This is a genomic window from Mucilaginibacter sp. OK098 (genome assembly GCF_900142915.1).
In the GTDB taxonomy this organism is placed as follows: Bacteria; Bacteroidota; Bacteroidia; order Sphingobacteriales; family Sphingobacteriaceae; genus Mucilaginibacter.
The window spans coordinates 1-25,142 of the sequence record NZ_FRCM01000004.1; the positions used below are offsets into that span (position 1 = coordinate 1).

Genomic DNA, 25,142 nt, shown 5'->3' on the forward strand with positions numbered 1-25,142 from the left:
AGGCCGGCCCCAAACGGGTTATCTTCATACTGTAGGTCCGCTTAGTTACTCCATCCTGGGCCGTCGCTACTGCCACAATCGTGTTATCTCCTACATTTAATGAAATCGAGCCGGAGGCGCTACCAGAGGCTACCACTACATTGTTTACAGTTATCGTATTGGTCGCATCAGGGCTTGTTGGAGTTACCGTTAGTGAGCTAACCGTATTGCCTACTGTCGCTATATAATCCTTATAATCCGCACCTGATACCGGTACCAGCGCTGTTTGCGGGTTGAGCGTAAGGTAGGTTAACTGAACATTGCTTGACGGTGCTGTACGGATTACCGTTATTGTATATGTCTTTATGGTGCTGCCGTCCTGAGCGGTTACCTGCACATCTATTGGGTTACTACCCGAATTTAATGCCAGCGCGCCTGAGGCGCTCCCGCTGCTTAATGCAGAATATCCACCTCCGTTTACCTGCACCTGGATCGTGGCATTCACGTCTGTTATCGATGCTGTTACTGTTGTTGTAGCCGTTGGATAAGGTACCGTAACGGTGTAGCCAGTTGTCGTTGCAGGGTTAAACACCGGACTGAACGCTCCTGCACTCGTGCTCAGCGCCGATAAGGTCGCATCTGTGGTTCCTGTGATAGTCAGCGTTCCTGCTATATAGCCAATGTTATAATCTGCATCAACCGCACCGCTTGCTGTTATGGTATATGGCCCTACAGGTGATGCAGCTGTAGCTGTGGTGCTAAGTGTTGGCTGTGTGGTCAGGCTCGCTCCGGTATCACCGTTTACCAATCCGGTGAAACTTGCCGTCAAAGTCGGAATTGGATCGCCATAAACCTTAGTCTGGTTGTCAGCTGTAATAGTTAAAGGTGCTGCGCCAATGGTTAGCGTACCGGCCACATAGCTGATGGTATAATTCGGATCAACAGCTCCGCTTGCAGTTATAGAAAATGGATTGCCTGAAACATGTGATGCTGCTGTAGCCGTTGTAGTTAATGTTGGTTGAGTGGTCAAGCTACCGCCTGTATCGCCATTTACAAATCCGGTGAAGCTTGCCGTTAAGGTTGGCAGTGCATCGCCATAAGCTTTAGTCTGATTGTCTGCTGTGATAGTTAAAGGAGCCGTACCCACGGTTAACGAACCGGCTACATAGCTGATGGTATAATCTGCATCAACGGCTCCGCTTGCTGTTATAGTATATGGATTCCCCGCTACCGTTGATGCAGCGGTAGCCGTAGTAGTTAATGTAGGTTGAGTGGTTAAGCTACTATTGGTATCACCATTAACAAGACCGGTATAGCTGGCAGTTAATGTTGGTAAGGCAGCACCATAAACTTTAGTCTGATTATCTGCTGTGATAGTTAAAGGTGCGGTACCAACGGTTAATGTACCGGCCACATAGCTGATGCTATAGTTCGGATCAACTGCTCCACTTGCTGTTATAGAAAACGGATTTCCAGCAACATGTGATGCCGCAGTAGCGGTTGTAGTTAGTGTTGGCTGTGTGGTTAAGCTGCCGCCTGTATCACCATTTACAAATCCGGTAAAACTTGCAGTTAGTGTTGGCAACGCTGCCCCGTAAGCTTTAGTCTGGTTATTTGCCGTGATGGTTAGCGGTGCCGTACCCACAGTTAGTGAACCGGCTACATAGCTGATGGTATAATCTGCATCAACGGCTCCGCTTGCTGTTATTGAATATGGGTTTCCCGCAACGGTTGATGCAGCTGTAGCTGTTGTGGTTAATGTAGGTTGTGTGGTTAAACTACCACCTGTATCGCCATTAACAAAACCTGTATAGCTGGCGGTTAACGTTGGTAAGGCAGCACCATAAACTTTAGTCTGGTTATTTGCCGTGATGGTTAAAGGTGCAGTACCAACGGTTAGCGTGCCGGCCACATAGCTGATGCTATAGTTCGGATCAACTGCTCCGCTTGCTGTTATAGTATACGGGCTTCCTGCAACATGTGATGCTGCAGTGGCCGTAGTACTTAATGTTGGCTGTGTGGTTAAGCTGCCGCCTGTGTCACCATTTACAAATCCGGTGAAACTTGCGGTTAAGGTTGGCAGTGCAGCTCCATAAGCTTTAGTCTGGTTATTCGCTGTGATGGTTAGCGGTGCTGTGCCCACAGTTAGTGAACCGGCTACATAGCTGATGGTATAATCAGCATCAACTGCTCCGCTTGCGGTTATTGAATATGGGTTTCCCGCAACAGTTGATGCAGCGGTAGCAGTAGTGGTTAATGTAGGTTGTGTGGTTAAACTACCACCTGTATCGCCATTAACAAGACCGGTATAGCTGGCAGTTAATGTTGGTAAGGCAGCACCATAAACTTTAGTCTGGTTATTTGCCGTGATGGTTAGCGGTGCTGTGCCCACAGTTAGTGAACCAGCAACATAACTAATGGTATAATCTGCATCAACAGCTCCGCTTGCAGTTATAGAAAACGGACTTCCTGCAACATGTGATGCCGCAGTAGCGGTTGTTGTTAATGTTGGCTGTGTGGTTAAACTACCACCCGTATCGCCATTCACAAAGCCGGTGAAGCTGGCGGTTAAGGTTGGCAACGCAGCTCCATAAGCTTTAGACTGGTTATTTGCAGTTACAGTTAAAGGAGCAGTGGTTACAGTTAGTGAGCCCGCTACGTTGCTAATAGTGTAATTAGCTGCCGCCGCCCCGCTTGCTGTTATAGTATACGGACTTCCTGCAACGTGTGAAGCTGCAGTAGCTGTTGTGCTTAATGTTGGCTGTGTGGTTAAAATAGCTGAGGTTTCGCTGTTTACAAAACCGCTGTAACTGGCAGTTAAAGTTGGCAATGCAGCTCCGTAAACTTTAGTCTGATTATTTGCTGTGATAGTTAAGGCAGCTTTATTTACGGTTAATAACTGAATAACATCCGTCGCTGCTGTATGTGTTGCATCACCAGCCTGCGAGGCTGTGATGTGCGCTGTACCCTGCCCAACAATGTGAATATTGCCACTTACTATAGTAGCTACGGCTGTATTATCACTGGCATATGTAATTGTTACAGCACCGTTAGTGCTTGTTGCTCCCGGTGAAAAATCAGCATCTCCGTATGTTTTAGCAGGCAATGCAGTAAAGGTAATAGTTTCAGGGGGCAGCGTTACTGCAAAAGTTGTTGACGGCCCTGCTGCAGGTGCTGAATTACCTGCTAAGTCTGTAGCAGTTCCTGCCGCTATGCTAATACCCAGGGTACCGCTTCCGGTTATACTTGAAATAGTAACCGTACGTGTAAGGCCGCTACCCGAAACCGCTAAACTGCCGCTTGCCCCCCCGCTTGAATTTAAAGTAATATTTCCTGTAGCAAGCGTACTTGAATTAAAATTAGCATCGGCATAAGTTACCGTATAGGTTACTGAACCTGAGCCGGTAGCAATTGTACTTACTGATGGGCTTCCTATACTTATTGTTGGCGCTGTTTTATCAATGGTATAGCTTTGCCCGGCAAAAGGCAATGCTGTGCTTATTCCCTGTGATAAACCCGTTGCATTTGCGAGGTTTAATTGAATGGTTCCACTGCCTGTTCCAGTAGTTACAGGCACCGTCCATGTTATGTTGTCGGAAGAGGTTGGGGTGCCAATACCTGCACTGGAAACTCCCGTGGTGGTTAATGAAAAATTGCTGGCGGTTACTCCTGTAACCGCTGACCCAAAGATTGCATTAAATGAAACTGACGAGGCATTGCTATAGGTACCCGATACACGGTTAAGCGAACTTATTGTAGTAGCCGTGGCTGTTGTAACATTATCAACACCAATACCAAATGCTGTTGCACTTGAAGATGTAAATCTTATTTCATCAATATTATCAAAACTACTGGTTAATGTTACAGCTATTGGTGTGGTGGCGCTTAAAACAGCCGTTGTAACTGAACCTATTTCAGAACCGGCTTTGTAAGCATGCACTGTAATTGACTGACTTCCACCGGCACTAACACCTACAGAAGTAGGGGCAACTGAGATCCCTGTTAACTTAAAAGTCCCGCCTGAAGTGCTAAATAATCTCGCATAAGAAAGCGTTGGCCCTGTCCCGGTTTTTTGCAGCCTTAAATAAGGTTGCGGCGAAATTGTTGAACGGATGTCCAATGCGCCAGTTCCTACAATTTCTGCAGAAAAACCAGTAGCCTGCGAACAGTCAGCACTTGTAAATGCATGAGTTACATCATTTGTACCGGAAGCTATTGAAGTGGAAGCAGTAAAACAGGACCAATCAATATTTGCCCCTGATTGTGCTTTTGACGACAGGGAAAATCCCGCCACCATCACAAAAAGCAAAATGTAAAATCTGGTAAAACGTAAAAGTTTATTCATGGTTTATCTTATTAAATAAAAATAACATCTATATATTCTGTGTTTATATTCCATTTAGCTGAACAGGTAAGCACATTTAAGCATTTAAAAAACATTGGCCTGTTCTAAATCCATAATTCGCGGCAAATCTTGCCGGAACAAGTGAATTATTAATTTTAAAAAAATTAATAAAAAGTATTTTGTTTCCCTTACACGCTACTGTAAAATCATTATCTGCTCGTATAATGGTTCCGGGTGCTTTATCTAAATTATTTTCGGTTGTGATAAAAGCATCCAAAATCTTCAGCTCCATCCCGCCAATTGCTGTAATTGCTCCCATATTCCAGGAGTTACATGCTTTAATCAGATCAACAATTTCCTCACCTTCCATCTCACTCCAATTGATCATTACATCTTTAAGTATCGGCTTGTCATAGTAAACAGCGTTGCTCTCATCCTGCGCAGATCCTGGCAGCTTTTTCCCTGCATTTATTGTATCCAGCATTTCTATAACTCCTTTTACTTGCAACTCGCCGAATAACTGATATGCCATATCATAATTAATATATGGCTGGTTAGGTATTTTATATTGCCACGCAACCGGGCCGCTATCCAATTCGTTCGTCATTTTATGGATGACTAACCCAATTTCTTTAAGTCCCTTTTTTAGTTGCCAGAAAACCGGTGAAGGCCCTCTGAACTGGGGCAACAATCCGAAATGTATATTAAAGATGCCATGTCTAACATCATTCAGCAAATCTGTTTTTATTATATTACCATACCCTGAAAAAAAAATAATATCCGGCTGGTTTATTTGCTGCCAACTATACAAATCATCTTTACTATTCTCAAAAGTTAATGCAATGCCCGCTGCATTACAAAACCGTGTTGTTTCTCCCGGGTTATTTTCGGGGTCTGTTGATCTTCCAACATATAATATAACCCCTGCTTTATTTTTATAGTTATATAAATATGAAAGCAGGGGTATATACAATTTTGCTGAATTTGATACAATACCTATTATCATCAGCAATTATTCGAAAAAGCCCCTTTACTCATTAGTTCCTTGAAGGGAATACACCTTCCATAGCAATAATAAATGTCACAGCCAAAAATGGTGGCATATTATTATGCGGCAGCGAATTCCCTGTCAATCCAATAGCCTCAGGGGCCAAAGTTGTATTAGCATTTCCTGCAGGTGGAATAAAATTTAAAGGATTACCACCCGCATCGTTATCAATCGAAAGTGCCAAAATACCATTAGTTGGCGTGCCTTGGGTTGCAGTTGTTGTACTTGCATTAACCAAGTGGTTATGCGCTGGCATCTCAGAGGTAAGCAGGGTAACATTTTCAGTTCCGGCGAATTCACCAATAACACGTGGGGTTAACCCTGGGCCTGTTCCCCAATGCATAGGCATAATACCCTGAAAGTTAGGTAAAGCAAAGGTGGTTGTACCGTTACCGCCATAAGTGGTTCCGAGAATTGAAAACAAAGCGGCGTATTGAGAAATAGGCAGAAGCTGACCATTGCACAATGCCCATCCGCGAGGCGCAAAATTTCCAGCAAAAAGCGAGATTGATCCTAAAATAGGCTCCATAATTTTTAATTTTAATGTGATTAGTTAATTGTTTAAGTTATTTATGTTGTAATTGGTATTTAATTTGCCGCTTAAAATTGTTATATATGATACTTTCTGATGCTTTTATATTAATAAATAGCATAAAAAGTAAAAACACATAAAAACACAAACAGGGATAGAGGGCAATAAATATATTTATTGCCGATTTATTCCTTAATTAAATTTCAGGGAGTAAAATTTTAGTAAGTTCTAGAAGGTTTTGGTTTCTATTCATTAGTCAAAAAGTTCAGGTACGTTGTTTAATTGGCTAAATTTATAAACAAAAAAATTAAGAAGCAAATATTATTCGTAATTATAACCCCTTGTTTATTACACTGAACCAAAACTAAATTAATGATAATTGTTTTTATTAAATAAACCTTTAATTTTAGCACACCTAATCACATTTATATGTTGGCTATATTGGCTAAGATTCTTTCATTCATTCAGGAAACAGGTTTGAGTTATAAACTTGAGCCTATCGATAATGCCACTTTTTTACCTGGTATTAGATTAAACCAGGGAACCATTATTATTGATAATGAGAAGCTGTTATATCCCGGTGATATACTTCACGAAGCCGGACACCTGGCAACTATGCCACCCATGATCCGCGAAACCATGAGCGATAATTTAGAGAACAATGATTTGAACCAGGGCGGCGAGCTAATGGCCATAGCATGGTCGTACGCAGCCTGTGTACATCTTAATATTGATCCGCTTATAGTATTTCACCCGCATGGTTATAAGGGCTGGAGTAAAAACCTTGCAGAAACTTTTACCGGTGGTGGCGAAATGGGCGTTCCCATGCTGCAATGGACAGGAATGACTTATGATGCCAGGAAAGCAAAAGAACTTAATATAAAGCCTTTTCCGCACATGATTTGCTGGTTAAGAGAAAACTAATTATACTATAATATACATGATCCGTTTCGCAAAGCTGAAGCTACCTTTTAATATAGAGAAAATGCAAACTGAGCTATCCTCATTTAAAGATGGATGGAAGGCGCACTTTAATAAATATTATTATGAAGGATCATGGGCGGGTCTTGCACTTCGTTCTCCCGGCGGGCAAAGCAAAAATATTATTCCCGAACTAATAACTGATGCTGTTTATATGGATACGGAGCTAATGCCTTCCTTTCCGTCAGTAATTGAACTGGTAAATACGCTTAAATGCCCGATAAAATCTGTACGCTTTTTAAATTTACAGGCTGGAGCTATAATTAAACCCCACAGGGATAATGAGCTTGCTTTTGAAAAAGGCGAAGCCCGTTTACATTTTACAGTTATAACCAACCCCGATGTAAAGTTTTATATCGAAGATGACAGAGTACCCTTTAAGGAAGGCGACTGCTGGTATATGAATGCCAATTTAATGCACCGCGTAAGTAATGAAGGAAGCACAGACAGGATCCATTTAATAATTGATTGCGAAGTAAATAACTGGCTAAGTGAAATGATAACACTGTCAGATGAGAGTTCATCCAGAGAAGATGATCCGGGATATGATACTTCAATGATTATTTATGCATTAAGAAGAAAAAATGAAGAGGGAACCAACAGGCTTGCAGACGAGCTTGAAAAGCAGCTGAATGACGCAAAAACTAACAATGCCGGATCATTTTAATAATTATATGGATAACTTTCCGCTTAAGAACTGGATCCCGTACAAACTTGTAAATATTGATGGACAAATGCAATGCTACTGGCTTGATACTTTTAGCAAGCCATTTTCTGAACCTTTTTTTGATGAAACGATTTTAAAGTATAGAACCTTAAGAGGCAAAAACGGTGCTATAGAATCTATTAGCGATTTACAGCTTTTTGATGAATGGACGGATAATTTACCGGATGTTGAACCGGCTGCAATTATTTTTCATATTTCACGCTGCGGCTCAACACTTGTTTCGCAATTGTTAACTACATCAAACGAACATATTGTAATGCCCGAAGTGCGTTTTTTTGACGACCTGCTTCGCCTGCCATATCAGTATCCTGGCTTTACTGCGGATGTAACCTCCGACCTTTTAAAAAAAGCGATAAAATATTACGGGCAAAAAAAATCACATGCCGAAAAACGTTTGTACATTAAGGCAGACAGCTGGCACATATTTTTTTACGAACAATTACGGCGGCTGTATCCAACAGTTCCTTTTGTTTTGATGTACAGAAACCCTAATGAAGTATTTAATTCGCATAAAAAACTACCAGGTATGCAGTCGGTACCCGGCTTAATTGAGCCTGGTGTTTTTGGATTTGCAGATGGCGAGGAAGCGCAATACAATCATGATGAATATCTTGCAGCGGTGCTTGAAAAATATCTGGATAAATACCTTCAAATTATAAAAACCGACAGTCGCTTTTTACTTGTTAATTATAATGAAGGGCCAATGCCTATTATGCAAAAGATAGCTACTTTTACTAATACGCCTGTTAGTGATGATGTTTTATTAGCTATGGAGAAAAGAAGCCATTATAATTCCAAAAAGCCACGTGAGGTTTTTTCGGAGACTTCCCCAATTAATATCCCGGAGTGCCTGGATAAAACCATGCAACTTTATTACCTGCTTGACGAAAAACGAAAAAAAATTTAATTTACAACCTAAACATATCCGTTTTATGCCTGATATATTATTGCCGCCTGTTGAAGAAGTTGGACAACTGCAGATAATGCATTTAAAAAGATACTGGCATAAATGCATATTAAAAAGAAATGGTCAGCTTAAATCGGGCGAATATGAACAGGAGTTTCAGTTGGATAAAACATTGCTTTTTACACTTGGATTGGGGCTTGAGCAAACTGTAAAATACTTATACCATGATGCCCCTGCTTTTGAACAATTTGAACAATGGATAATTGAAACCAACGGCAAGCCATCGCCCGAAAGCATTATTCGTTTTAACAATGCTATCGTAAATAAAAACAACATTGAACAAGTTGCTATAGCAAAAGTTTTGGATGATGAGCAGCTTGATTTTTGGGAACGAAATGGCTATTTGATATTAAAGAATGCCGTACCAAAGGAAGATTGCGAGGAAACAATAGAAGTAATTTGCAACCATATTCAAATTAACAGGGATGACCCGGATACATGGTACAACCCGCATCCGGCAAGACAGGGTATAATGGTGCAGCTTTTCCAGCACCCCATCCTTGAAAAAAACAGGAGTTCGGAGAAAGTCCGCGCCGCTTTTGAGCAGTTGTGGAACCGCACAGATCTATGGGTAAGTGCAGACAGGGTTGGCTTTAATCCGCCCGAAACAGAGAACTGGAAATTCCCCGGGCCACGTCTTCACTGGGATACGGAACTAAATTTCCCCATGCCTTTTGGGCTACAGGGAATTCTTTACCTTGCCGATACCGAAGAAAACCAGGGTGCATTCAGCCTTGTGCCCGGTTTTCAGCACAGGCTTGAAAGCTGGATCGGGAGTCTTCCCCCCGGTGCAAATCCTTATAAAGAGGACTTACATGCGTTGGGCTGCATCCCCATTGCTGCAAATGCCGGCGATTTTATTGTTTGGCACCAGGCATTACCTCATGGCAGTAGCCCAAACACATCTTCAAAGCCACGATTTGTTCAATACTTCACTTACGATCCGGCGGGGATTGATCAATAGGAACCGTTAACAACTTATATTCCGCAAAATAAAATCGCGAAGCAAATTACCTGATTGTTCTGCCGTTTCTGTATGGGTATTTATCACCAGGTCATGATCAAGCGGCAAATCATAGCTGTCATTTATCCCGGTTAAATTATTTAGTTTATCAGGGTGATCTTCCGGAAGCAGGGCACGCCTGTAAAGTCCTTTGGTATCCCTTTTAATTAATACATCAATATCGCAGTTTATCCAAACCGTTTTAATACCATAGTTTAATTTCAGCTCGTTGCGGATTTGTTCAAAAGGGTTAATAGCGGCAATTATTACAACATCAATGCTGCCTGTAAATGAATATGCAGCCTTCCCTAAACGGCGGATATTTTCGCTCCGGTCCTCTTTTGAAAACCCGAGATCCCTGCAAAGCGTTTTCCGGTAAGTATCGCCATCAATTATCTCCACTCTAAGACTTTGATCTTCAAGCGCCTGTTTTACATAATCTGAAAGTGTTGTTTTGCCCGAACCGGATAAGCCGGTAAGCTGAATAATTAGCATCACCAAAAATAATGAATCAACGCAATTAAAAAACACCGCGCCTCTGGTTATTATACTTTAACAGTAATGAGTAGTTAAGGTAATATTGCTGTCACAATTACATTTAATTATTAATAATCGTAAATTAGCCTTACCAATTACTTATGAAAAAATCGATTTTACTTCTTCTTGGCATATGCTGCTGTGTTATAGCTAAGGCACAACTACCCGATTACAAAACGCGGATAAAATATCTGTACACAGGCATCAGCAGCAAGCTTACTGATAAAAAGAACGGGCTTTATTTTGAAACAGCGGATAGCGCTAAAAACGAGAACCCTCACTCCTGGCTCTGGCCATTGTGCGCACTGATCCAGGCTACCAATGAAATGGAAGCTTTACTGCCCCGCACTGATTATATGCAGCCGGTAGTTAAGGCAATTGACCAGTATTATAGTGACAAGCCGCCCTACCCCGCCTACCAGGATTATCCTTTAAAAGAAAAATTAAGCTCGCGTTTTTATGATGATAACCAATGGGTTGCCATAGCTTACCTTGATGCTTATAACCGCACGCATAAAAAGAAGTATCTTGAAAATTCAGAAATGATCTACCGGTTTATGATGGGCGGATTAGATACCGCATCGGGCGGCGGCCTGTATTGGAAAGAAGGCGATAAAAACACAAAAAATACTTGCTCAAACGGGCCGGGTATATTGGTAGCCCTGCAATTATACAAGCTAACCAAACAGCAGCAATACTTTAAAACTGCATTGGGTATATATAATTGGGTTAACAAATATTTACAGGCACCCGATGGTGTTTATTATGATAATATTAAGATCCCCACTTTAAAAATCGGCAAAGCAACTTATACCTATAATACAGGCACCATGCTGCAATCAAATGTATTGTTATACCAGTTTACTCAGGATAACAAATATTTAGCCGAAGCGCAGCGGATAGCTAAAGCAGGCAGGGAACACTTTTTTAAAAATGGCCGCTTACCCGGCAATTACTGGTTTAATGCAGTGCTGCTGCGCGGATACATTGAATTGTTTAGGGTTGATAAAAACAAGGATTGGATCAATTTTTTTGAAACAGATGCCGACAACATATGGAATACCGAACGTGACAACAATAATATGTTAGGCCCCAAACCTGCTAAAGCCCTTATTGACCAGGCAGCTATGATAGAGATTTACGCCCGGTTACAGGAGGTGAAAGGTATAAAATAACGTGAGTTCGGTATAAAGATTAGTGGAACATCCTGGTTATAAGATACTTACATCTATTTAATCTTTAATAAATATCTAAATATTTGATAATCAACATATTCCATAGCGTTCCGGGTGTTCCGTGTGCAAAAATGGAACGCTTACAGTCCGTGGATACACAAACTTGCGCGCTCACATAACGCTACTGCTGCACTCGGCTGGAGGAGGGTTTGGGTTGAGGTGGTAGTTTGCTTATGTCGAACTTACCTTAAAATAATGAAATGAATAACTTATTTAAAATGAAGAGATATTTTATAACATTAGCGGCAGTTTTTATCAGCATAACCCTATTTGCGCAAAATAAAAACATTGATCCGGGGGCTGTTTGGCCCGACAATAACGGCGACCATATCCAGGCTCATGGCGGCGGCATCATCAAAATAAAAAATACCTATTACTGGTACGGCGAAGAACGGAGAAAAGGCCTGGATACAAATTATCGTTATGTAAGCTGCTACTCCTCACCTGATCTGATGAACTGGAAATTTATGGGAGATGTTGTAAAAATGCAGGATCCGGAAAACCTGGGGTACAGGTGGATCTTGGAACGCCCTAAAGTGTATTACAACAAGCCCACCAAAAAATATGTAATGTATTTTCACCTGGATACCCGCAATTATAAATATGCAAGGATAGGGATTGCCATTAGTGACAAGCCTGATGGTGACTTTAAATTTGTAAAAAGCTTTCGTCCGCTTGATCATGAAAGCAGGGATATCGGCCAGTTTATTGATGACGATGGCACTGCTTATCTTGTTTTTGAAGATCGTGCGCTGGGGTTTCATATTGCAAAGCTATCGGGAGATTATTTATCAATAGAAAAAGAAATGAGCCTGGTAAAAGAACCACTTGAAGGTGGCGCTATTGTTCACTATAAGGGTTTGTATTATGCCATCGGCTCTGCCTTAACGGGCTGGAACCCGAATCCAAATAAATACGCTACCTCAAAATCGTTAGAGGGCCCGTGGACTGAATTTAAAGACATTGCCCCTCCCGAAACCAAGACCTACGGATCACAATCAACCATGTTGATAAAAGTAATTGGTTCAAAATCAACCACTGTTATTTATATGGGCGATCAATGGCGGCCAAAATCGCAATGGGACTCCCGTTATTTATGGATCCCGGTTGAAATTGGTGAAGGCAAATTATGGTTACCATCACCAAAACCGTTTACAATTGATGTAAAAACCGGCGAATTTAAATATTCAAATAATTGAGTTAACAGTATTTACTTATTCCAAAAATTTCAATGACTGGATGTTATCAGGCATCGTCATTAAATAGGTTTTAATCCCCAGCTTTTTCGCTGTTTCCAAATGTTGCGGGCTATCGTCAATAAACAAAGTTTCTGCAGGATTCAGGTTGTTTTCATTAAGCACCTGCTCAAAAATTTCGGCTTCGGGTTTGCGTTTGCCGGTAAGGTGCGAATAGTATGTTTTTTCGAAAAGATGATCGTTACCATCGAAACCAAAATCGGTTTTAAGATAATCCATTATATAATCGTAATGGATGGGGTTAATATTACTTAATAAAAAGGTACGGTATTTTGGCTTTAGCTCCGCCAGCAATTCATTATTACCTTTCGGGATCCCAACCAGCATACTGTTCCAGGCTTTATTAATTTGCTGATCGGTTAAGTTAGGATTGTTTAACTTTTTCCGGATATAATCTCTGAACTCATTAGCCTCAATTTCTCCCCTTTCAAAGGCATCAAATACTTTGTCCTGCACCCTGTGCCCATAAAACTGACTGGGGTCAGCTATACCGAGATCTTTCCATGCCTGCTGTCCTTTTATAAAATCGAGAGAGAAAATTACATTTCCGTAATCAAATATGATGTTCTTAATATTTGGCATAAATTAATTTTATTTATTTCACAAAACAAACATACTAATAACCAAAAAATTATTACAGCCTATAAAATTTTATAAACTTTTAAATTTTGTGATATTTCATTTTTAAGTATTCAACTTTTTTTTACCTTTGCTGCTCACAAAAATAACCGCGCCTATAGCTCAGTTGGTTAGAGTAGAAGACTCATAATCTTTTGGTCCCTGGTTCGAGCCCAGGTGGGCGCACTTCAATAAAAAGCCGTTTATCCTTTATGGAAAACGGTTTTTTTGTTTCTAAATGTGTTTTGGGGATCCACTGCCTTTAATTTTTTTATCATAATGTTTCAGTCATAAAATATAAATGAAAGAGCAACAGCCGGCAGGTGGCTTTCAGGATTCGAACCTGTACCGCTTTCGCGGTTTCAACCAGGCGAAGTATCACTTGCCTACGGCATCTTTCATTATGTTTTAAAAAGGGCAAAAAGCAACCGGTGAGATTTTTTTAGATTTAGACTACTGCAATTGCTTGCAGGCGGGATTTGAACCCGCAGCTTTCCCGACCAAAATCAGGAACGTCATACCGAAGTATCACCAGTTTACGGCACCTTTTTATTTTAATTTAAAAAAAGGGTAAAAAGCAACAAGTGAAATGCACCTTGAGGTGCTCCTGCTCTAACCAACTGAGCTACAACCGCGTTCGCTAAAGCGAGACGCTGAAGGCCGGACTTGAACCGGCGACCTGGACGTTAACTGCGAAGTAACACTCATTTACGACACCTTTTTTATTTTCAATTTCTTTAAAAAGAAGGGCAAAAAGCAATAAGCCATTCATCCCGCCCGTAGCATATAGCCCGGCAACGGTTCCCTGGTCGAAGTAAGGCTTATTTACGACACCTTCTTTTATATTTTATAAGGAGCAACAGGCGAACGCGGGATATTTGTGAGGAATCGAACCTCATATAGCTCACACTGTACTGACCACAGCATTTCAATTGGGCGCGAAGTAACCCGTTTCTACGGCATCCTTATTTTTTTGGAGAGCTAAAAGCTGAAGGCAGAAAGCTAAAAGCTTTTTGCTTTAATCTTTCCGCTTTCAGCTTATTCCCTTTTAACGGGCCAACTCTATGTTATTGATAGCATCTAATGCCGAGCCTCCGTTTTCCAAGGCAGCTAACACCTCAAAAACTTTATCGCTCCAGCCGGCTACCAGGTATACATCATTGCGCAATATTTGCAATGGCGCTTGTCCATAACCTGCTAAGTCGAACAGGTACAGCTTTGCACCCGGTGCTACTTTAGCTTTATAGCGGTTCCAGTAGAACTCAATATGTTGCGAGCCCTCTGCTTTGCTATCCCACAACTGGCAGTCGGTAAATAGCATTACCTTGTCCATTTGTACATGGCGGTCCAGCAGATCCTTTACCACCAGGTAACCATTGGTTGAATAACCCACCTCGTTGGCTCGTTTGTACAGTTCCTGCACACCGGCCAATATACTGGCACGTGGCACGGTAATAGTTTTCCAACTATCGCCAAATAAACCCACCTGCACATTTTTGCAGCGCGACTGCAGCAACATGGCCAGCATCAAACCGATATCATAATTCATGATCTTCGATTTTGCCGATATAACTCTGTTCATCGATCCTGAAACGTCGCAAGCCAACAGCACACGTGTTTCGTGGTCGAAACCCTTGATGTTTGCCGCGCTTGCTTGTACGGCTTTTTCCAAAGCATCCAGCAATTCGCCGGTGTAGCCCTTGTTACTGCCCTGCATTAAAGCGGTCAGCTTTTTAACCAGGCTTTGCGCAGGTACGGTTGTAACCGGGTTGATCAACTCGCGATAAGCAGCCAAATAACGGAACGGAAACTGCTTTGCTTTAGCCACTTCGTCGGCATCGGCTAAACGTGCGCATACTTTTTCAAAATGCGCATAGCTTACTCCTGCCTCCTGTATGTTGCGCAAGTTACGCAGCAAGGCCATGTAGCCCAGCTTACCGCTATCTATCAGTTCTTCCCACTTAGCACGGAACGCTATCGCTTTGGCCTCTTCGCTGTCAAAATTCAGCTGACCCAAAGCCGACAACTCGGTTTCCCAGGTGTAAGGCGTTTGCAGATCGCCGCTCACTATTTTATTGAACAGCACTTGCTGCAATTCGTCCTTTGCCTTTGGGTGAACCAAAAACAAGGCGTCGCGCAGTTTGATAGCGCCATCGCGGTTGTATTTACCAAACTGGTACTCGTCGAAACGATTGAACGCTGTTGATAAGCCTTTTTGCATTTGCTTGCTCAGGCGGTTCAGCTTCTTAATACCGGTACGCTTGTTCAATGTTTCGTAGCAGGCCAATAGCTCGGTGATCTCATCGGCACGGCCGATTACGCCATCGGTAACCCGGGCGACCAAATTGTCGCCCGAGTGCACCTTAGCCAATTCAGTAACCAATACCAACGGTACCGAACGCAGATACATTTTAGTGCGGGCATATATGGCCAGCTTGCCTACAAACACAGGGTCGCACGCAGTGATCAATTTTTGCAGGCGGGTTAAACGCGCCTCGTCTTTTTCATAAAAAGAGTCGTTTAAGCTCCAGGTAACTACCGCGGTGTACAGCTCCATTTCTGGCGACAGTACATAGGCTTTTTCGCCTGCGTGGTTAACAGCCTGGTTTTTTGTTTTGCTTAACAGGTTGAATTTCATTGTGAACCTCCTTTATTTCTTAATGTTGATACAAAGAAATTGAGGTACTACGCAGTGTATTTGCGCAGGTGAAATTATTTTGAAAAAAGTTTGTTTTTTTTTCAAGAATGAAAAAAGACTCGGATTCTCAAGGGCGGGCCTAATCGGCAAAGCGTTCCATTTTTACACGCGGAACGCCTGGAACACCATGAAACATGCTTATTATCAGCATCTTAGCTTTTAAATCCAAATAAGTTACTGATAATCAAATATTTAAATGCTTATACTTTTCTGGCAATTTGTTGTAATTTACTAATAATCAACATGTTCCGCTTTTTGATTTGATTGAATTGTTGGTTAAGCCTGGTTTGAGTTTACATTCTACCCGGAGGGATGCGAGGTGGAAGTTTTAAAAAAGGTTTGTTTTAACTCAAACCCACCGGCAGGCTTCTTAAATTTTACCACAACAAAAAATAATTGCAAATAAATTTGCGCAACTTAAAAGTTGCGTATATATTTGCAACCTGTAGGTTGCTTAATTAGATATTGTAAAATGAAACAAGACATATTCCAGGCCATAGCCGACCCAACACGCAGAGCAATTTTAACTTTAATTGCTATCCAGGCATTAACGCCAAATGCAATGGCAGAAAAGTTTGACATGAGCCGTCAGGCAGTGTCAAAACACATTAAAGTATTACAGGAATGCGAATTGATTAAGCCGGAGCCGTCTGGCAGAGAAATTCATTATCACTTCAATGCAAAAAAAATGCAGGAACTTGACCACTGGTTAGCCCAGTTCAGGCAAAACTGGGAAACTCAATTTAATCAACTTGACGAAGTATTATCAACTCTTAAAGAACAAAAAAAATGAACAACAATTTGCTATTTGATTTTACCGTTGATAAAGCGGCGAAAACGGTATTTATAACAAGGGAATTTAATGCCGGACAATCTTTGGTTTGGGATGCTTTTACTAAGCCAGAATTACTGGACCAATGGGGAGCACCCGCACCTATGCGCGCCAAAACCAAGTATATGGATTTTAAGGTTGGGGGGCGCCGGTTTTATGCTATGATAAGCCCCGATGGACAGGAGCGCTGGGGGGTCCAGGAATACACTTCCATTACCCCGAAAACTAATTTTAAAATGTATAATTCTTTTGCAGACAAAGACGAAAACCGGGAGTTGCCGGGTTCTGAATGGGATTACAATTTCAGCGAACAAAATGGCGTAACAAAGGTGAGTATTACCATTTTTAATGAGTCGTTTGAACGTATGGAGAAAATACTCGATGGCTTCACGATAGGGTTTAAAATGATATTAACAAACCTGGAAGAGCTGTTAACAACCTTATCGCAGAAATTATAAGAAATGAATTTTACAAAGCAAAAAAAATCAACAATTAAAAAATAAAAATTATGAGAACAATTAATCCCTGGATCAACTTCAATGGCAATGCCGAAGAAGCATTCACTTTTTACAAATCAGTTTTTGGCGGAGAGTTCACAAAGATCATTCGTTTCAAGGAACTATCAAGCCCTGAATTTACGGTGCCGGAAAATGAGGCAAACAAAGTAATGCGCATTGCCTTGCCCATTGGCAAACACGATGTGTTAATAGCCAATGACGTTCCCGAATTTATGGGACGGGTAAGCGAAAATGAAAACAGGTCTAAAATATCGGTTAGTGCCGAAAGTCGTGAAGAAGCAGACAAGATATTTAACGGACTATCAGCAGGCGGAGATGTTGAAGGGCCGATTGGAGAAGGTCCCTGGGGTACATACGCCGGAATGTTTAGAGACAAATATGGTATTGAATGGATTGTGGAATTTGACCCGGGTTATAACGGATAAATTTAACCGGAGAAAAACACTTTTATAAAAGCTCATTTTGAAAAAGATGGGCTTTTGAGTTTTAGGTGCATTTTTTAAATTATAAATAACACGCCGGCAAAGCGTTCCATTTTCGCACACGGAACGGGTGGAACACTGTGTAAAATTCTGATTATCAGCGCTATTTATTTTTATCCTATAGTAAGTAACTGATAATCAAATGTTTCAATATTTATACTTTCCGGCAGTTTGTTGTAATTTATTCATAATCAGCGTGTTTCATTTTTTGAGTTGATTGAAATTTCCCCACAGGTCTAAGTTTAGCGCTGCGTAACTAAACCGGGCAGAAAATTCAATTCTGACTTTTAATCAATTTCTGGAAAATAATAAATGCTATTCCATCGTGATTAAGGCGGTTTTATCTGTTATCTTTAGCCTTTCAAACCCTAAACAAACCTAAAAGCATGGCTAATAAAATCACAGCAAGATTTACCAATAATACAGACAAGACGATACGGATAGTAATTTTTGAAGTCACAGAAAATGAAAATGGTGAAAAAATCCGAACCGTTGTGTTTGCAGGTGCCGTTCCATCTTATGCATATGCAAGTGTTGAACTGGACAATACTATTAGACCTTGGGCCTCTATTGCCACCAAAAACTATACGATTGGTGAGATTATAAATGCGGACAGTACTGAAAGAGAAATCGAATTGAGGGATTTTGCAGATGGGGTATATAATTTAGAATATTGGCGCTAAAAAACTGAAACAGTTAAAATATTATTTGGGCCACACTAATTGTGGCTTTTATTTTACCCCCCGCTGCCGCCCCGATTTATCGGGGTGGCCCGCTGACAGGTATATAAGCGAAAAGTAATCCGCCATATAGCCTAATCAATTATAACCTTAACCAATCCTTTTATACCACAATAATCTCTTGCGCTGCTATATAGATACTCATAATCGTTTTCTACAAAGCCGGCTTCTACCGGTCCACAGGACTCCTACCGGATTATCATGAGTATAGTCCATTTTTTGCTGAATAAAACTAAAAATATAAACTTTACGTGATAGTTATTGGGAATGTCTGTTTTCAATGCTAATATCGTAGCGAGTACTGTCAGATATCTTGCCTTTGCCTAGAGTTACTTTAAAAGCAAAGTTTGTGTATGCTAACCAAATAATGTTGTTACTGGTTGTTTTGTCTCTAAATGTGTAATTGTGAGTTTTTAAATAATTGTAACAATTAATATAATCTTCAAAGCTCTTTGTTCCATACTCAATATAGAGTCTATAGTTGCCTCTTGTTACTATTTTCAAAGTTCTGCTATGGTCGACTTTATTTATGTAAGTTGCTGCTAATGTTATGGAATCAAGCGATGAGTTTTCGGAAAACTCAAATCCTCTTTTAAGCATGTATTTATCAACTTCGCCATCATCGTTTATTTGTATTAAATTGACTAAATCAAACATTTCAAATGTATTTGAATGTGATTTTGTTGCCTTTTTTTTAGTTTGACTAAATGAATGATGACAAACGAATAAGCATATTACAATTATTGAAAGTTTCATTCAGCCTTTTTTAGTTTTTTTCGGAGTTTAAAGATAATAAAGATTGGTTATAGGCTAGCGCCAAATAGTAAACTAGTGATTTCGTTACTTTAAGATTTTACTTCACCATGCCGCTCCTATTCCTCTACTTGGATAATATTACCTGCGGAATAATTATATTCGATCAATCATATAAACCAATTTATTAACAATTTATTCATGAAAGACTTTGCTCTCCTTATTGGCAACGATATCAACAACATTAGACCTGGCAAAAGCTGGAAAGAATTATTAGATGATATTACTACCTATTGTGGTGTTAGTCATATCAACAGAGATGACAAGCCATTTCCTATGCTCTATGAAGAGATATTTCTAAGTGCGATCCGCACCAAAATGATGGATGAAAAAGACCTCAAAACCTATATCGCTGAGATTGTTTCTAAAATAGGACAAAATGAAATTCACGAACGGATAAGGGCGTTAAATGTTCCACACATCATGACTACAAATTATGAGTTTTCAATTGAAGGGGAAATTCCGAAAAGTAATAGCAGCCTCGTTGTAGAAAGGCTTTATAGTATTTTTAGAAAACATGAGCTAAACGGTACAACCTACTGGCATTTGCATGGTGATTGCAATAATCCGATGTCTATTAATTTAGGCTATGAGCATTATTGCGGAGAACTACAAAACATGAGAAATTACACAGTATCAGGTAGTACGTATAAAACTGACGGTATTTTAAAAGAAGCTCTTGTCAAACGTTTAGCCAATAAAGGGCAGGTCAATTACCAATCGTGGATTGATCTTTTTTTCACCAAGGACATTTACATATTTGGTTTAGGCCTTGACTTTGTGGAATCAGACCTTTGGTGGCTTATCACGTACCGAGCAAGAAGCAAGTATTATAAAAACAAATTCCAAGTAAACAATAAAATTACCTATTTCATCCCTATAGAATATGAAGTCCGTTCAAAAGCAAAATTAGAAATATTACGAGCGAATGACGTTCAGGTAGCGGTTGTTAATCAACCTAAAGGACTATCCTTTTACAAGGATATTTTAAATAATCTCAATAAACTGTAAAAAAATACTTATACCCTGACATTTACTTATTCGTCTAACACCCCTCGATCCAATTTCCCTACAATATTGCCGAAGATGATAACAACCAGGGCTAATGTTACCATAATTTCTGTGATGACTATCTTTTGTACAAATTCATCGCGTGGAGAAATATCTCCATAACCAATGGTTGCAGCGGTAACAAAGCTGAAATAGATCACTTGATTTGGGCCAAGATGGAAATCCTTAATTTTCAAGTTTTCTGGCTTAAGGCCATCGGAAACAATAAATACTGATTCTTTGCACAATGGTTTGGCATAATCATAGTAATTGTATATGGCGGCAAAGCACAGAACAATTTCCATGTAATTGAGGAAAGCCAATATAAAATTTCGTTTATAACTGAGTGGGTCACTCCATAAATAACGCAAAAAAATGCCAGATAACAACGCATGTAATGTGTCAACTGATAAGTAAATTAAAATCCATACAACAGCTCCATCGGTAGTAAAACCTTTTTGAATACTGTAATAAATCAATACCAATTTAGATACCGCGTAACACTCGATAGCTACCCTACGTACCCATACAGACAAACCATCAGTTGCTGTTTTTACCATGCTATCGAGGCAAAAAAAAGCTGTAACCTGCAATAAGAACCTGACTAACCACTGCAAACCAAACGCAGGTTTATGTTTATTCTGGCATATAGTAAGCAAATAGTTCCAGTTAGTTTCAAAAAATGGTTTGGATTCTCTCGTTTCGGACATGCTCAAATATCTAAGCCTCAAATGTAAGTATTCCCCCAGCGTTCATAATAAGCGGTAAGATTACTATTTTCAAGAGGGCGTCTTATAAATATGTTTTGAGCAAGAACACGCAGATTTGGGTAAAATATGATGTACGCTTATCTTAAAGCATCATTATGGCATTAGCAGGCATACACATCTCCCCGGCATTCATCGCATGCTCAAACCAGTCAGGAGTAAAAATCATTGGTAAAACCAGCCAAGCTCGCCAATTGGTGACCAAAATGCGTATTTAATATACTTGTTCCTGCGTTGTTGTTTAGGAATGAATCTCAAGCAATATGGCATCATCTTATCTATACATACATGCTTGCCACATAATAAAGCTAAGGTGGATTCTACCGTATATAATAGGTTTTTAGTAGTGGCATCCATCAACATTTCTAATGGCATTCTTTCAATCGTTTCCTTTCTAAAGTTTAACGATATAGTAGGTGTTAAAACATTATTGTTAAGCTGTAAGTCAAAATCGGTAATTATAACTCCGTCCTGTCGATGATCCAGACAATCTCGTAGTGCCCTTAGTTTCTTTAAAAATGGCAATACCTGCTCAATCATTTTAACAAAATCGTCTTTTTCTCCATATTCTTCTTTTAATAAGCTTAAAAAAGTATCAAAGTGGGCCTGCTTATGTAATTTTTTTTCAATAAAAAAAAGGGAGTTAATTTCCATCAATGTTTGAAGTACATGGTCTGCCTTTTGAAAAAAGGTTTTACAACGGGTTTGAATGTCAGGTATGGATGGCAGCTTATAATCAAGTTTTTGTCCTCTACGAAGTTCATATTCTTCAATTGCTGCTTTTTCCGCTAACCTGTAACTTTCCTTTTCTTGGTTTAACTTATGTAATTCTAACAAAAGTTCAAATGACACCTCCAATGCTCTTTTAACATCAACATAAGCTGAAATATATTCAGGTTTCATCATCTTTAGTGCCATTAAATATGTTTTGGAAGCCAGCTGAGATTCTGTACCTAAATCAATTAGCTTTTTTTGCACGTTAGCTGGCAAGTCTGGATATTCGCGTTTAGGATCAATTGTGTCAGCAAAACTTACCTCATAAATTGCTCTTTCCTTTATCACCAACATTTTACCCTGCATATCTTTCATTTCCATAATAGCACCGTCATCCCCATCCCCGACCTCAAAATGACCGCTTTTGGTTCGCTTATCATTTACATTCATTTCCATTGTTATCTTCTAATTTAAAACTACATAAAAATAAATTGCAATACTATTTGTCCACATTCTTAACATTGTTAATGCATTCCCTTGCCCCTAACGTCCCCAGTGGTATTTAGTTGGTTATTGAATAACCAGCTAACCCCTCCTCTCACTGGCGCTGAGTATGCAGCGCCGACCTAAAGAGGTGGGGGGTACTCTTGACACTGCTGCTAAGTTGCCAAATGCCGCTAGCCCACTTAGTAGGGATAATAACTCTCTCAATTCAATTTAACCACAATCAAACAACTTTCCACATCAACCTCCACCCAATCAAATGAGTCTGCATCCGGCAAACAGTTTTCTAAACTAAATCCCTTCAGCGCTTTTCTTCTTGAACATCGCCCCAGTTTAATAATCATATCATACCTACCACTCCCACGTGGACCTATCCATGCTTTGGTAATTATTTGTTTTATACTCGTAATGGTCCGGCTTGTAAACTGTTCATTTATCGCAGGTTCATCAACACCATCACAGCCCCAATATTTTAACACAATGTCAGTTGATGTCATAAAGGAATCACATAAATGATATTCAAGTGTTGAACAAAATCACCATTAAAAGAAGCCTGTACATTTATGCGTTGATCTGTCATTTATATCTGAAAAATTTTGTATTAAACCCTTATTCACATTTAGCTTTCCACTCCATAAAATAGTCCTTAATTATAGTTTCAATATTTTCCCGCGTTGCCCCATCCCAATACCATTGCTGGTCCGAATAGGTCAAATCATTATAGGCCCAATACAGCAGAGAAAAGTCCTGGTGGTATGGTTCCAAATCGTTATCCAAATACACGTCCTTTATAATACAGAGGACGTTAACTGCTTTTAGTTTTCCGTCAAGCACCGCGCTAACTAAGTAACAAACGTAATTTTTATACACTTGCTCGCGGTCGTCCCAAGTCAAATTAAGTTCGTTAAGAACTTTATCAGCCAGGCTTTGTACTTCAAATTGGTTATAAGGCTCTGTCTCTCCGGCAAGCATTACCAAATTTTCCGTTTCAAACCCTGCAACAAGCATATCATAAGCCCAATCAATCCATTTCTTACAAACAGGCCGTTCAAGCATCTTAAACAATAATATTTCTGCGGTTGAGGGTATGGGTTTCATTTTCTGTTTACTTATATCATTCATTTTAAACTAATCCACGTCATGCCGAATTTATTTCGGCACCCCACACGCTAAGTCTACACCATGTATTGGCGGGCGCAGACTTAGCATCCGGGTTACCTTTATGATGGGGTGCCGAAACAAGTTCTGCATGACGTGAAGTTGAACTGCCAACTGCCCACTCAAAACAGCCCACTCCTTCCCCTCAGTCCTCCGGCCTTTCCCTTGCATCCGCCATTCTCACAATCCTCGGCTCAAATTTTGCCAATACCTCTACCAAATCGTTCTGCGCGGCCATAACGGTGTGGATATCCTTATAAGCCATTGGTGCTTCGTCCATATCGCTCCCCATTAGGGTAATGCGCTTATCAACTAAATTAGCGGCAATTACGGCCTTATCCAGCGTTTTAAAAGCCGCGCTTCGGCTCATTAACCGACCCGCACCGTGGCTGGCAGAGTTAATGCTCGTGGCATCGCCTTTACCGCGTACCACAAAACCGGGTGTGCTCATGCTGCCGGGGATGATCCCCAATACGCCCTCGCCTGCCGGCGTTGCGCCTTTACGGTGTACCATTACTTCTGTACCATCGGCCAGTTGCTCCTTCCAGGCAAAGTTATGGTGGTTCTCAATCATCGTTATCGGCTTAACACCTAAGGCCCGGGCCATTTTGTTGTGGATCTCGTGGTGATTGGCGCTGGCATATTCGCCGGCAAGATTCATGGCAATCCAGTATTCCTGTCCCTCGTCCTTATCCAGATCAAGCCACGCCAAATGTTTGGCTTCGGCTGGGAGCTTGGTTTTGCTCATGGCAATTTTGCTGTAATGGCCGGCAACTGTACCACCAAAGCCGCGTGAGCCGGAGTGAGAAAGCAAAGCCAAATATTTACCTGCCGGGATCCCAGCTAAAGCACCTACAGCAATAGTCAGCTCGCCCCATTCCACAAAATGGTTGCCGGTACCGCTGGTTCCTAACTGTGCATAAGCTTTATCCTTTAAAGAACGGATCACCTTAGTTTCACCCCATGTTTTGCTGTCAAACAAAGAACTATCGAAATACGATTTGGTAGTACACCCGATGCCAAAGTAAGTATTATCTACCAGCATGTTTTTCAACTTGTCGGTTTCAATATCCACGGCTTCGGCAGGCAGATCAAAAATACTTAAACACATCCTGCAGGCAATGTCCACCCCTACCGCAAACGGAATAATGGTATTTGCCGTAGTGGCCAGTACCCCGCCGATTGGCAAACCATAACCCTGGTGCGCATCGGGCATAAGGGCGCCCGCAACAGCAATGGGTAATTGCACCGCTGTCCGCATCTGTGCTAAGGCGCCCACTTCAATATGTTCCAATCCCCACACAGGGAAATCGGCAATCTTTTCCTTCAGTTTAAAGTTGCTTCGCTCCTGCTTTACAAACTTGCCTTCCTTACGCATGGCAATCACATCTTCGGCCAGGTTCTTGAACTTTCCACCTTTCTTTAAAGCATAAGGCATCGGGTCGTCAATCAGGGCTTCCAAATTGGCCAGGATCTCCGGCTTACTCATCACCCCATGCTTTAACAACCCGTTAGCCACACGACTAAAGTTTATTAATACCTCCACATCGTTAATACCCAATGCCTTTAATTCGTTGTTGCCTATTTTTTCCATTTTATTCTTTATTGTTTTTTCTTACCCGCTGCCGCGCAGCAGAG

General features: G+C 40.7%; 23 protein-coding genes and 1 tRNA gene. 12 read left to right on the forward strand and 12 right to left on the reverse strand.

Translation table 11 applies throughout. The annotated features are described in order from the left end of the window. The 3 genes from BUE31_RS13410 to BUE31_RS13420 form a co-directional block, all read right to left on the reverse strand. Nucleotides 1–4,324, reverse strand: a 4,324-nt coding sequence (locus BUE31_RS13410; protein WP_143167121.1) for a beta strand repeat-containing protein, incomplete at its 3' end; no start/stop codon positions are given. A 76-nt stretch (nucleotides 4,325–4,400) separates the two neighbouring features. Further along, a complete protein-coding gene (locus tag BUE31_RS13415) occupies nucleotides 4,401–5,330 on the reverse strand; it encodes a methionyl-tRNA formyltransferase (protein ID WP_073404332.1) in 930 nt (309 codons plus the stop codon). A gap of 31 nt (nucleotides 5,331–5,361) precedes the next feature. Then, entirely contained in the window at nucleotides 5,362–5,901 is a 540-nt protein-coding gene (locus BUE31_RS13420) for a phage tail protein (RefSeq protein ID WP_200801924.1), read from the reverse strand. 432 nt (nucleotides 5,902–6,333) lie between these two features. Here BUE31_RS13420 and BUE31_RS13425 point away from each other — a divergent pair, with 432 nt between their 5' ends. The 4 genes from BUE31_RS13425 to BUE31_RS13440 all read left to right on the forward strand — a co-directional run bounded on the left by BUE31_RS13425 (nucleotide 6,334) and on the right by BUE31_RS13440 (nucleotide 9,543). Next, complete coding sequence (locus BUE31_RS13425) at nucleotides 6,334–6,828, forward strand: hypothetical protein (protein WP_073404336.1); 495 nt, start codon at nucleotides 6,334–6,336, stop codon at nucleotides 6,826–6,828. Nucleotides 6,829–6,889: 61 nt separating this feature from the next. After that, nucleotides 6,890–7,552 (forward strand): aspartyl/asparaginyl beta-hydroxylase domain-containing protein, encoded by a 663-nt coding sequence (locus tag BUE31_RS13430; RefSeq protein ID WP_234997814.1) that lies wholly within the window; start codon nucleotides 6,890–6,892, stop codon nucleotides 7,550–7,552. Beyond that, on the forward strand, nucleotides 7,518–8,519 hold the full coding sequence (locus BUE31_RS13435) for a sulfotransferase family protein (RefSeq protein ID WP_143167122.1): 1,002 nt from the start codon (nucleotides 7,518–7,520) through the stop codon (nucleotides 8,517–8,519). Before BUE31_RS13430 ends, BUE31_RS13435 begins: the two co-directional genes overlap by 35 nt. A 25-nt stretch (nucleotides 8,520–8,544) precedes the next feature. Further along, a complete protein-coding gene (locus tag BUE31_RS13440; RefSeq protein WP_073404930.1) occupies nucleotides 8,545–9,543 on the forward strand; it encodes a phytanoyl-CoA dioxygenase family protein in 999 nt (332 codons plus the stop codon). A gap of 6 nt (nucleotides 9,544–9,549) precedes the next feature. Here the strand turns inward: BUE31_RS13440 and cysC are convergent, their stop codons facing one another. Then, the gene (gene cysC / locus BUE31_RS13445; protein WP_073404342.1) at nucleotides 9,550–10,077 is read right to left on the reverse strand and encodes an adenylyl-sulfate kinase; all 528 of its coding nucleotides are present in this window, start codon (nucleotides 10,075–10,077) and stop codon (nucleotides 9,550–9,552) included. A 143-nt stretch (nucleotides 10,078–10,220) separates the two neighbouring features. On the opposite strand from cysC, the gene BUE31_RS13450 reads away from it, so the two are divergent. Together BUE31_RS13450 and BUE31_RS13455 are read left to right on the forward strand one after the other, a co-directional pair. Further along, nucleotides 10,221–11,294 (forward strand): glycoside hydrolase family 76 protein, encoded by a 1,074-nt coding sequence (locus BUE31_RS13450; protein ID WP_073404344.1) that lies wholly within the window; start codon nucleotides 10,221–10,223, stop codon nucleotides 11,292–11,294. Nucleotides 11,295–11,572: 278 nt separating this feature from the next. Beyond that, nucleotides 11,573–12,553, forward strand: a complete 981-nt coding sequence (locus tag BUE31_RS13455) for a family 43 glycosylhydrolase (RefSeq protein ID WP_073404931.1) — start codon at nucleotides 11,573–11,575, stop codon at nucleotides 12,551–12,553. A gap of 15 nt (nucleotides 12,554–12,568) precedes the next feature. Here BUE31_RS13455 and BUE31_RS13460 read toward each other — a convergent pair whose 3' ends face one another. After that, a complete protein-coding gene (locus tag BUE31_RS13460) occupies nucleotides 12,569–13,192 on the reverse strand; it encodes an HAD family hydrolase (protein ID WP_073404346.1) in 624 nt (207 codons plus the stop codon). Nucleotides 13,193–13,340: 148 nt separating this feature from the next. Between BUE31_RS13460 and BUE31_RS13465 the strand changes: the two genes are divergently transcribed. After that, nucleotides 13,341–13,414, forward strand: a tRNA-Ile gene (locus BUE31_RS13465). A gap of 862 nt (nucleotides 13,415–14,276) precedes the next feature. Here the strand turns inward: BUE31_RS13465 and BUE31_RS13470 are convergent. After that, nucleotides 14,277–15,866: a TROVE domain-containing protein gene (locus tag BUE31_RS13470; protein ID WP_073404348.1), complete on the reverse strand. Its 1,590-nt coding sequence runs from the start codon at nucleotides 15,864–15,866 to the stop codon at nucleotides 14,277–14,279. 532 nt (nucleotides 15,867–16,398) lie between these two features. Between BUE31_RS13470 and BUE31_RS13475 the strand changes: the two genes are divergently transcribed. The 4 genes from BUE31_RS13475 to BUE31_RS13490 all read left to right on the forward strand — a co-directional run bounded on the left by BUE31_RS13475 (nucleotide 16,399) and on the right by BUE31_RS13490 (nucleotide 18,441). Next, the gene (locus BUE31_RS13475) at nucleotides 16,399–16,719 is read left to right on the forward strand and encodes an ArsR/SmtB family transcription factor (protein ID WP_073404350.1); all 321 of its coding nucleotides are present in this window, start codon (nucleotides 16,399–16,401) and stop codon (nucleotides 16,717–16,719) included. Continuing rightward, the gene (locus BUE31_RS13480) at nucleotides 16,716–17,216 is read left to right on the forward strand and encodes an SRPBCC family protein (RefSeq protein ID WP_073404352.1); all 501 of its coding nucleotides are present in this window, start codon (nucleotides 16,716–16,718) and stop codon (nucleotides 17,214–17,216) included. Before BUE31_RS13475 ends, BUE31_RS13480 begins: the two co-directional genes overlap by 4 nt. Nucleotides 17,217–17,266: 50 nt before the next feature. Next, nucleotides 17,267–17,701 carry a VOC family protein gene (locus BUE31_RS13485; RefSeq protein ID WP_073404354.1) on the forward strand — a complete coding sequence of 145 codons (435 nt, stop codon included), beginning with the start codon at nucleotides 17,267–17,269 and terminating at the stop codon, nucleotides 17,699–17,701. Between the two features lie 443 nt (nucleotides 17,702–18,144). After that, complete coding sequence (locus BUE31_RS13490) at nucleotides 18,145–18,441, forward strand: hypothetical protein (RefSeq protein WP_073404356.1); 297 nt, start codon at nucleotides 18,145–18,147, stop codon at nucleotides 18,439–18,441. A 315-nt stretch (nucleotides 18,442–18,756) separates the two neighbouring features. Here the strand turns inward: BUE31_RS13490 and BUE31_RS13495 are convergent, their stop codons facing one another. Further along, nucleotides 18,757–19,254 carry a hypothetical protein gene (locus BUE31_RS13495; protein ID WP_073404357.1) on the reverse strand — a complete coding sequence of 166 codons (498 nt, stop codon included), beginning with the start codon at nucleotides 19,252–19,254 and terminating at the stop codon, nucleotides 18,757–18,759. A gap of 198 nt (nucleotides 19,255–19,452) precedes the next feature. Between BUE31_RS13495 and BUE31_RS13500 the strand changes: the two genes are divergently transcribed. After that, nucleotides 19,453–20,322, forward strand: coding sequence for an SIR2 family protein (locus BUE31_RS13500; protein WP_073404359.1), 870 nt, complete (start codon nucleotides 19,453–19,455; stop codon nucleotides 20,320–20,322). Nucleotides 20,323–20,348: 26 nt separating this feature from the next. On the opposite strand, the gene BUE31_RS13505 is transcribed toward BUE31_RS13500, so the two are convergent. From BUE31_RS13505 to BUE31_RS13525, 5 genes are all read right to left on the reverse strand, one after another. After that, nucleotides 20,349–21,071, reverse strand: a complete 723-nt coding sequence (locus BUE31_RS13505; protein ID WP_073404360.1) for a potassium channel family protein — start codon at nucleotides 21,069–21,071, stop codon at nucleotides 20,349–20,351. 222 nt (nucleotides 21,072–21,293) lie between these two features. Beyond that, complete coding sequence (locus tag BUE31_RS13510) at nucleotides 21,294–22,298, reverse strand: hypothetical protein (protein WP_073404362.1); 1,005 nt, start codon at nucleotides 22,296–22,298, stop codon at nucleotides 21,294–21,296. A gap of 251 nt (nucleotides 22,299–22,549) precedes the next feature. Then, complete coding sequence (locus BUE31_RS13515; RefSeq protein ID WP_073404363.1) at nucleotides 22,550–22,843, reverse strand: hypothetical protein; 294 nt, start codon at nucleotides 22,841–22,843, stop codon at nucleotides 22,550–22,552. Between the two features lie 112 nt (nucleotides 22,844–22,955). Next, nucleotides 22,956–23,444, reverse strand: a complete 489-nt coding sequence (locus BUE31_RS13520) for a hypothetical protein (protein ID WP_143167123.1) — start codon at nucleotides 23,442–23,444, stop codon at nucleotides 22,956–22,958. A 205-nt stretch (nucleotides 23,445–23,649) separates the two neighbouring features. Beyond that, complete coding sequence (locus BUE31_RS13525; RefSeq protein WP_073404365.1) at nucleotides 23,650–25,098, reverse strand: RtcB family protein; 1,449 nt, start codon at nucleotides 25,096–25,098, stop codon at nucleotides 23,650–23,652. Nucleotides 25,099–25,142 lie beyond the last annotated feature (44 nt).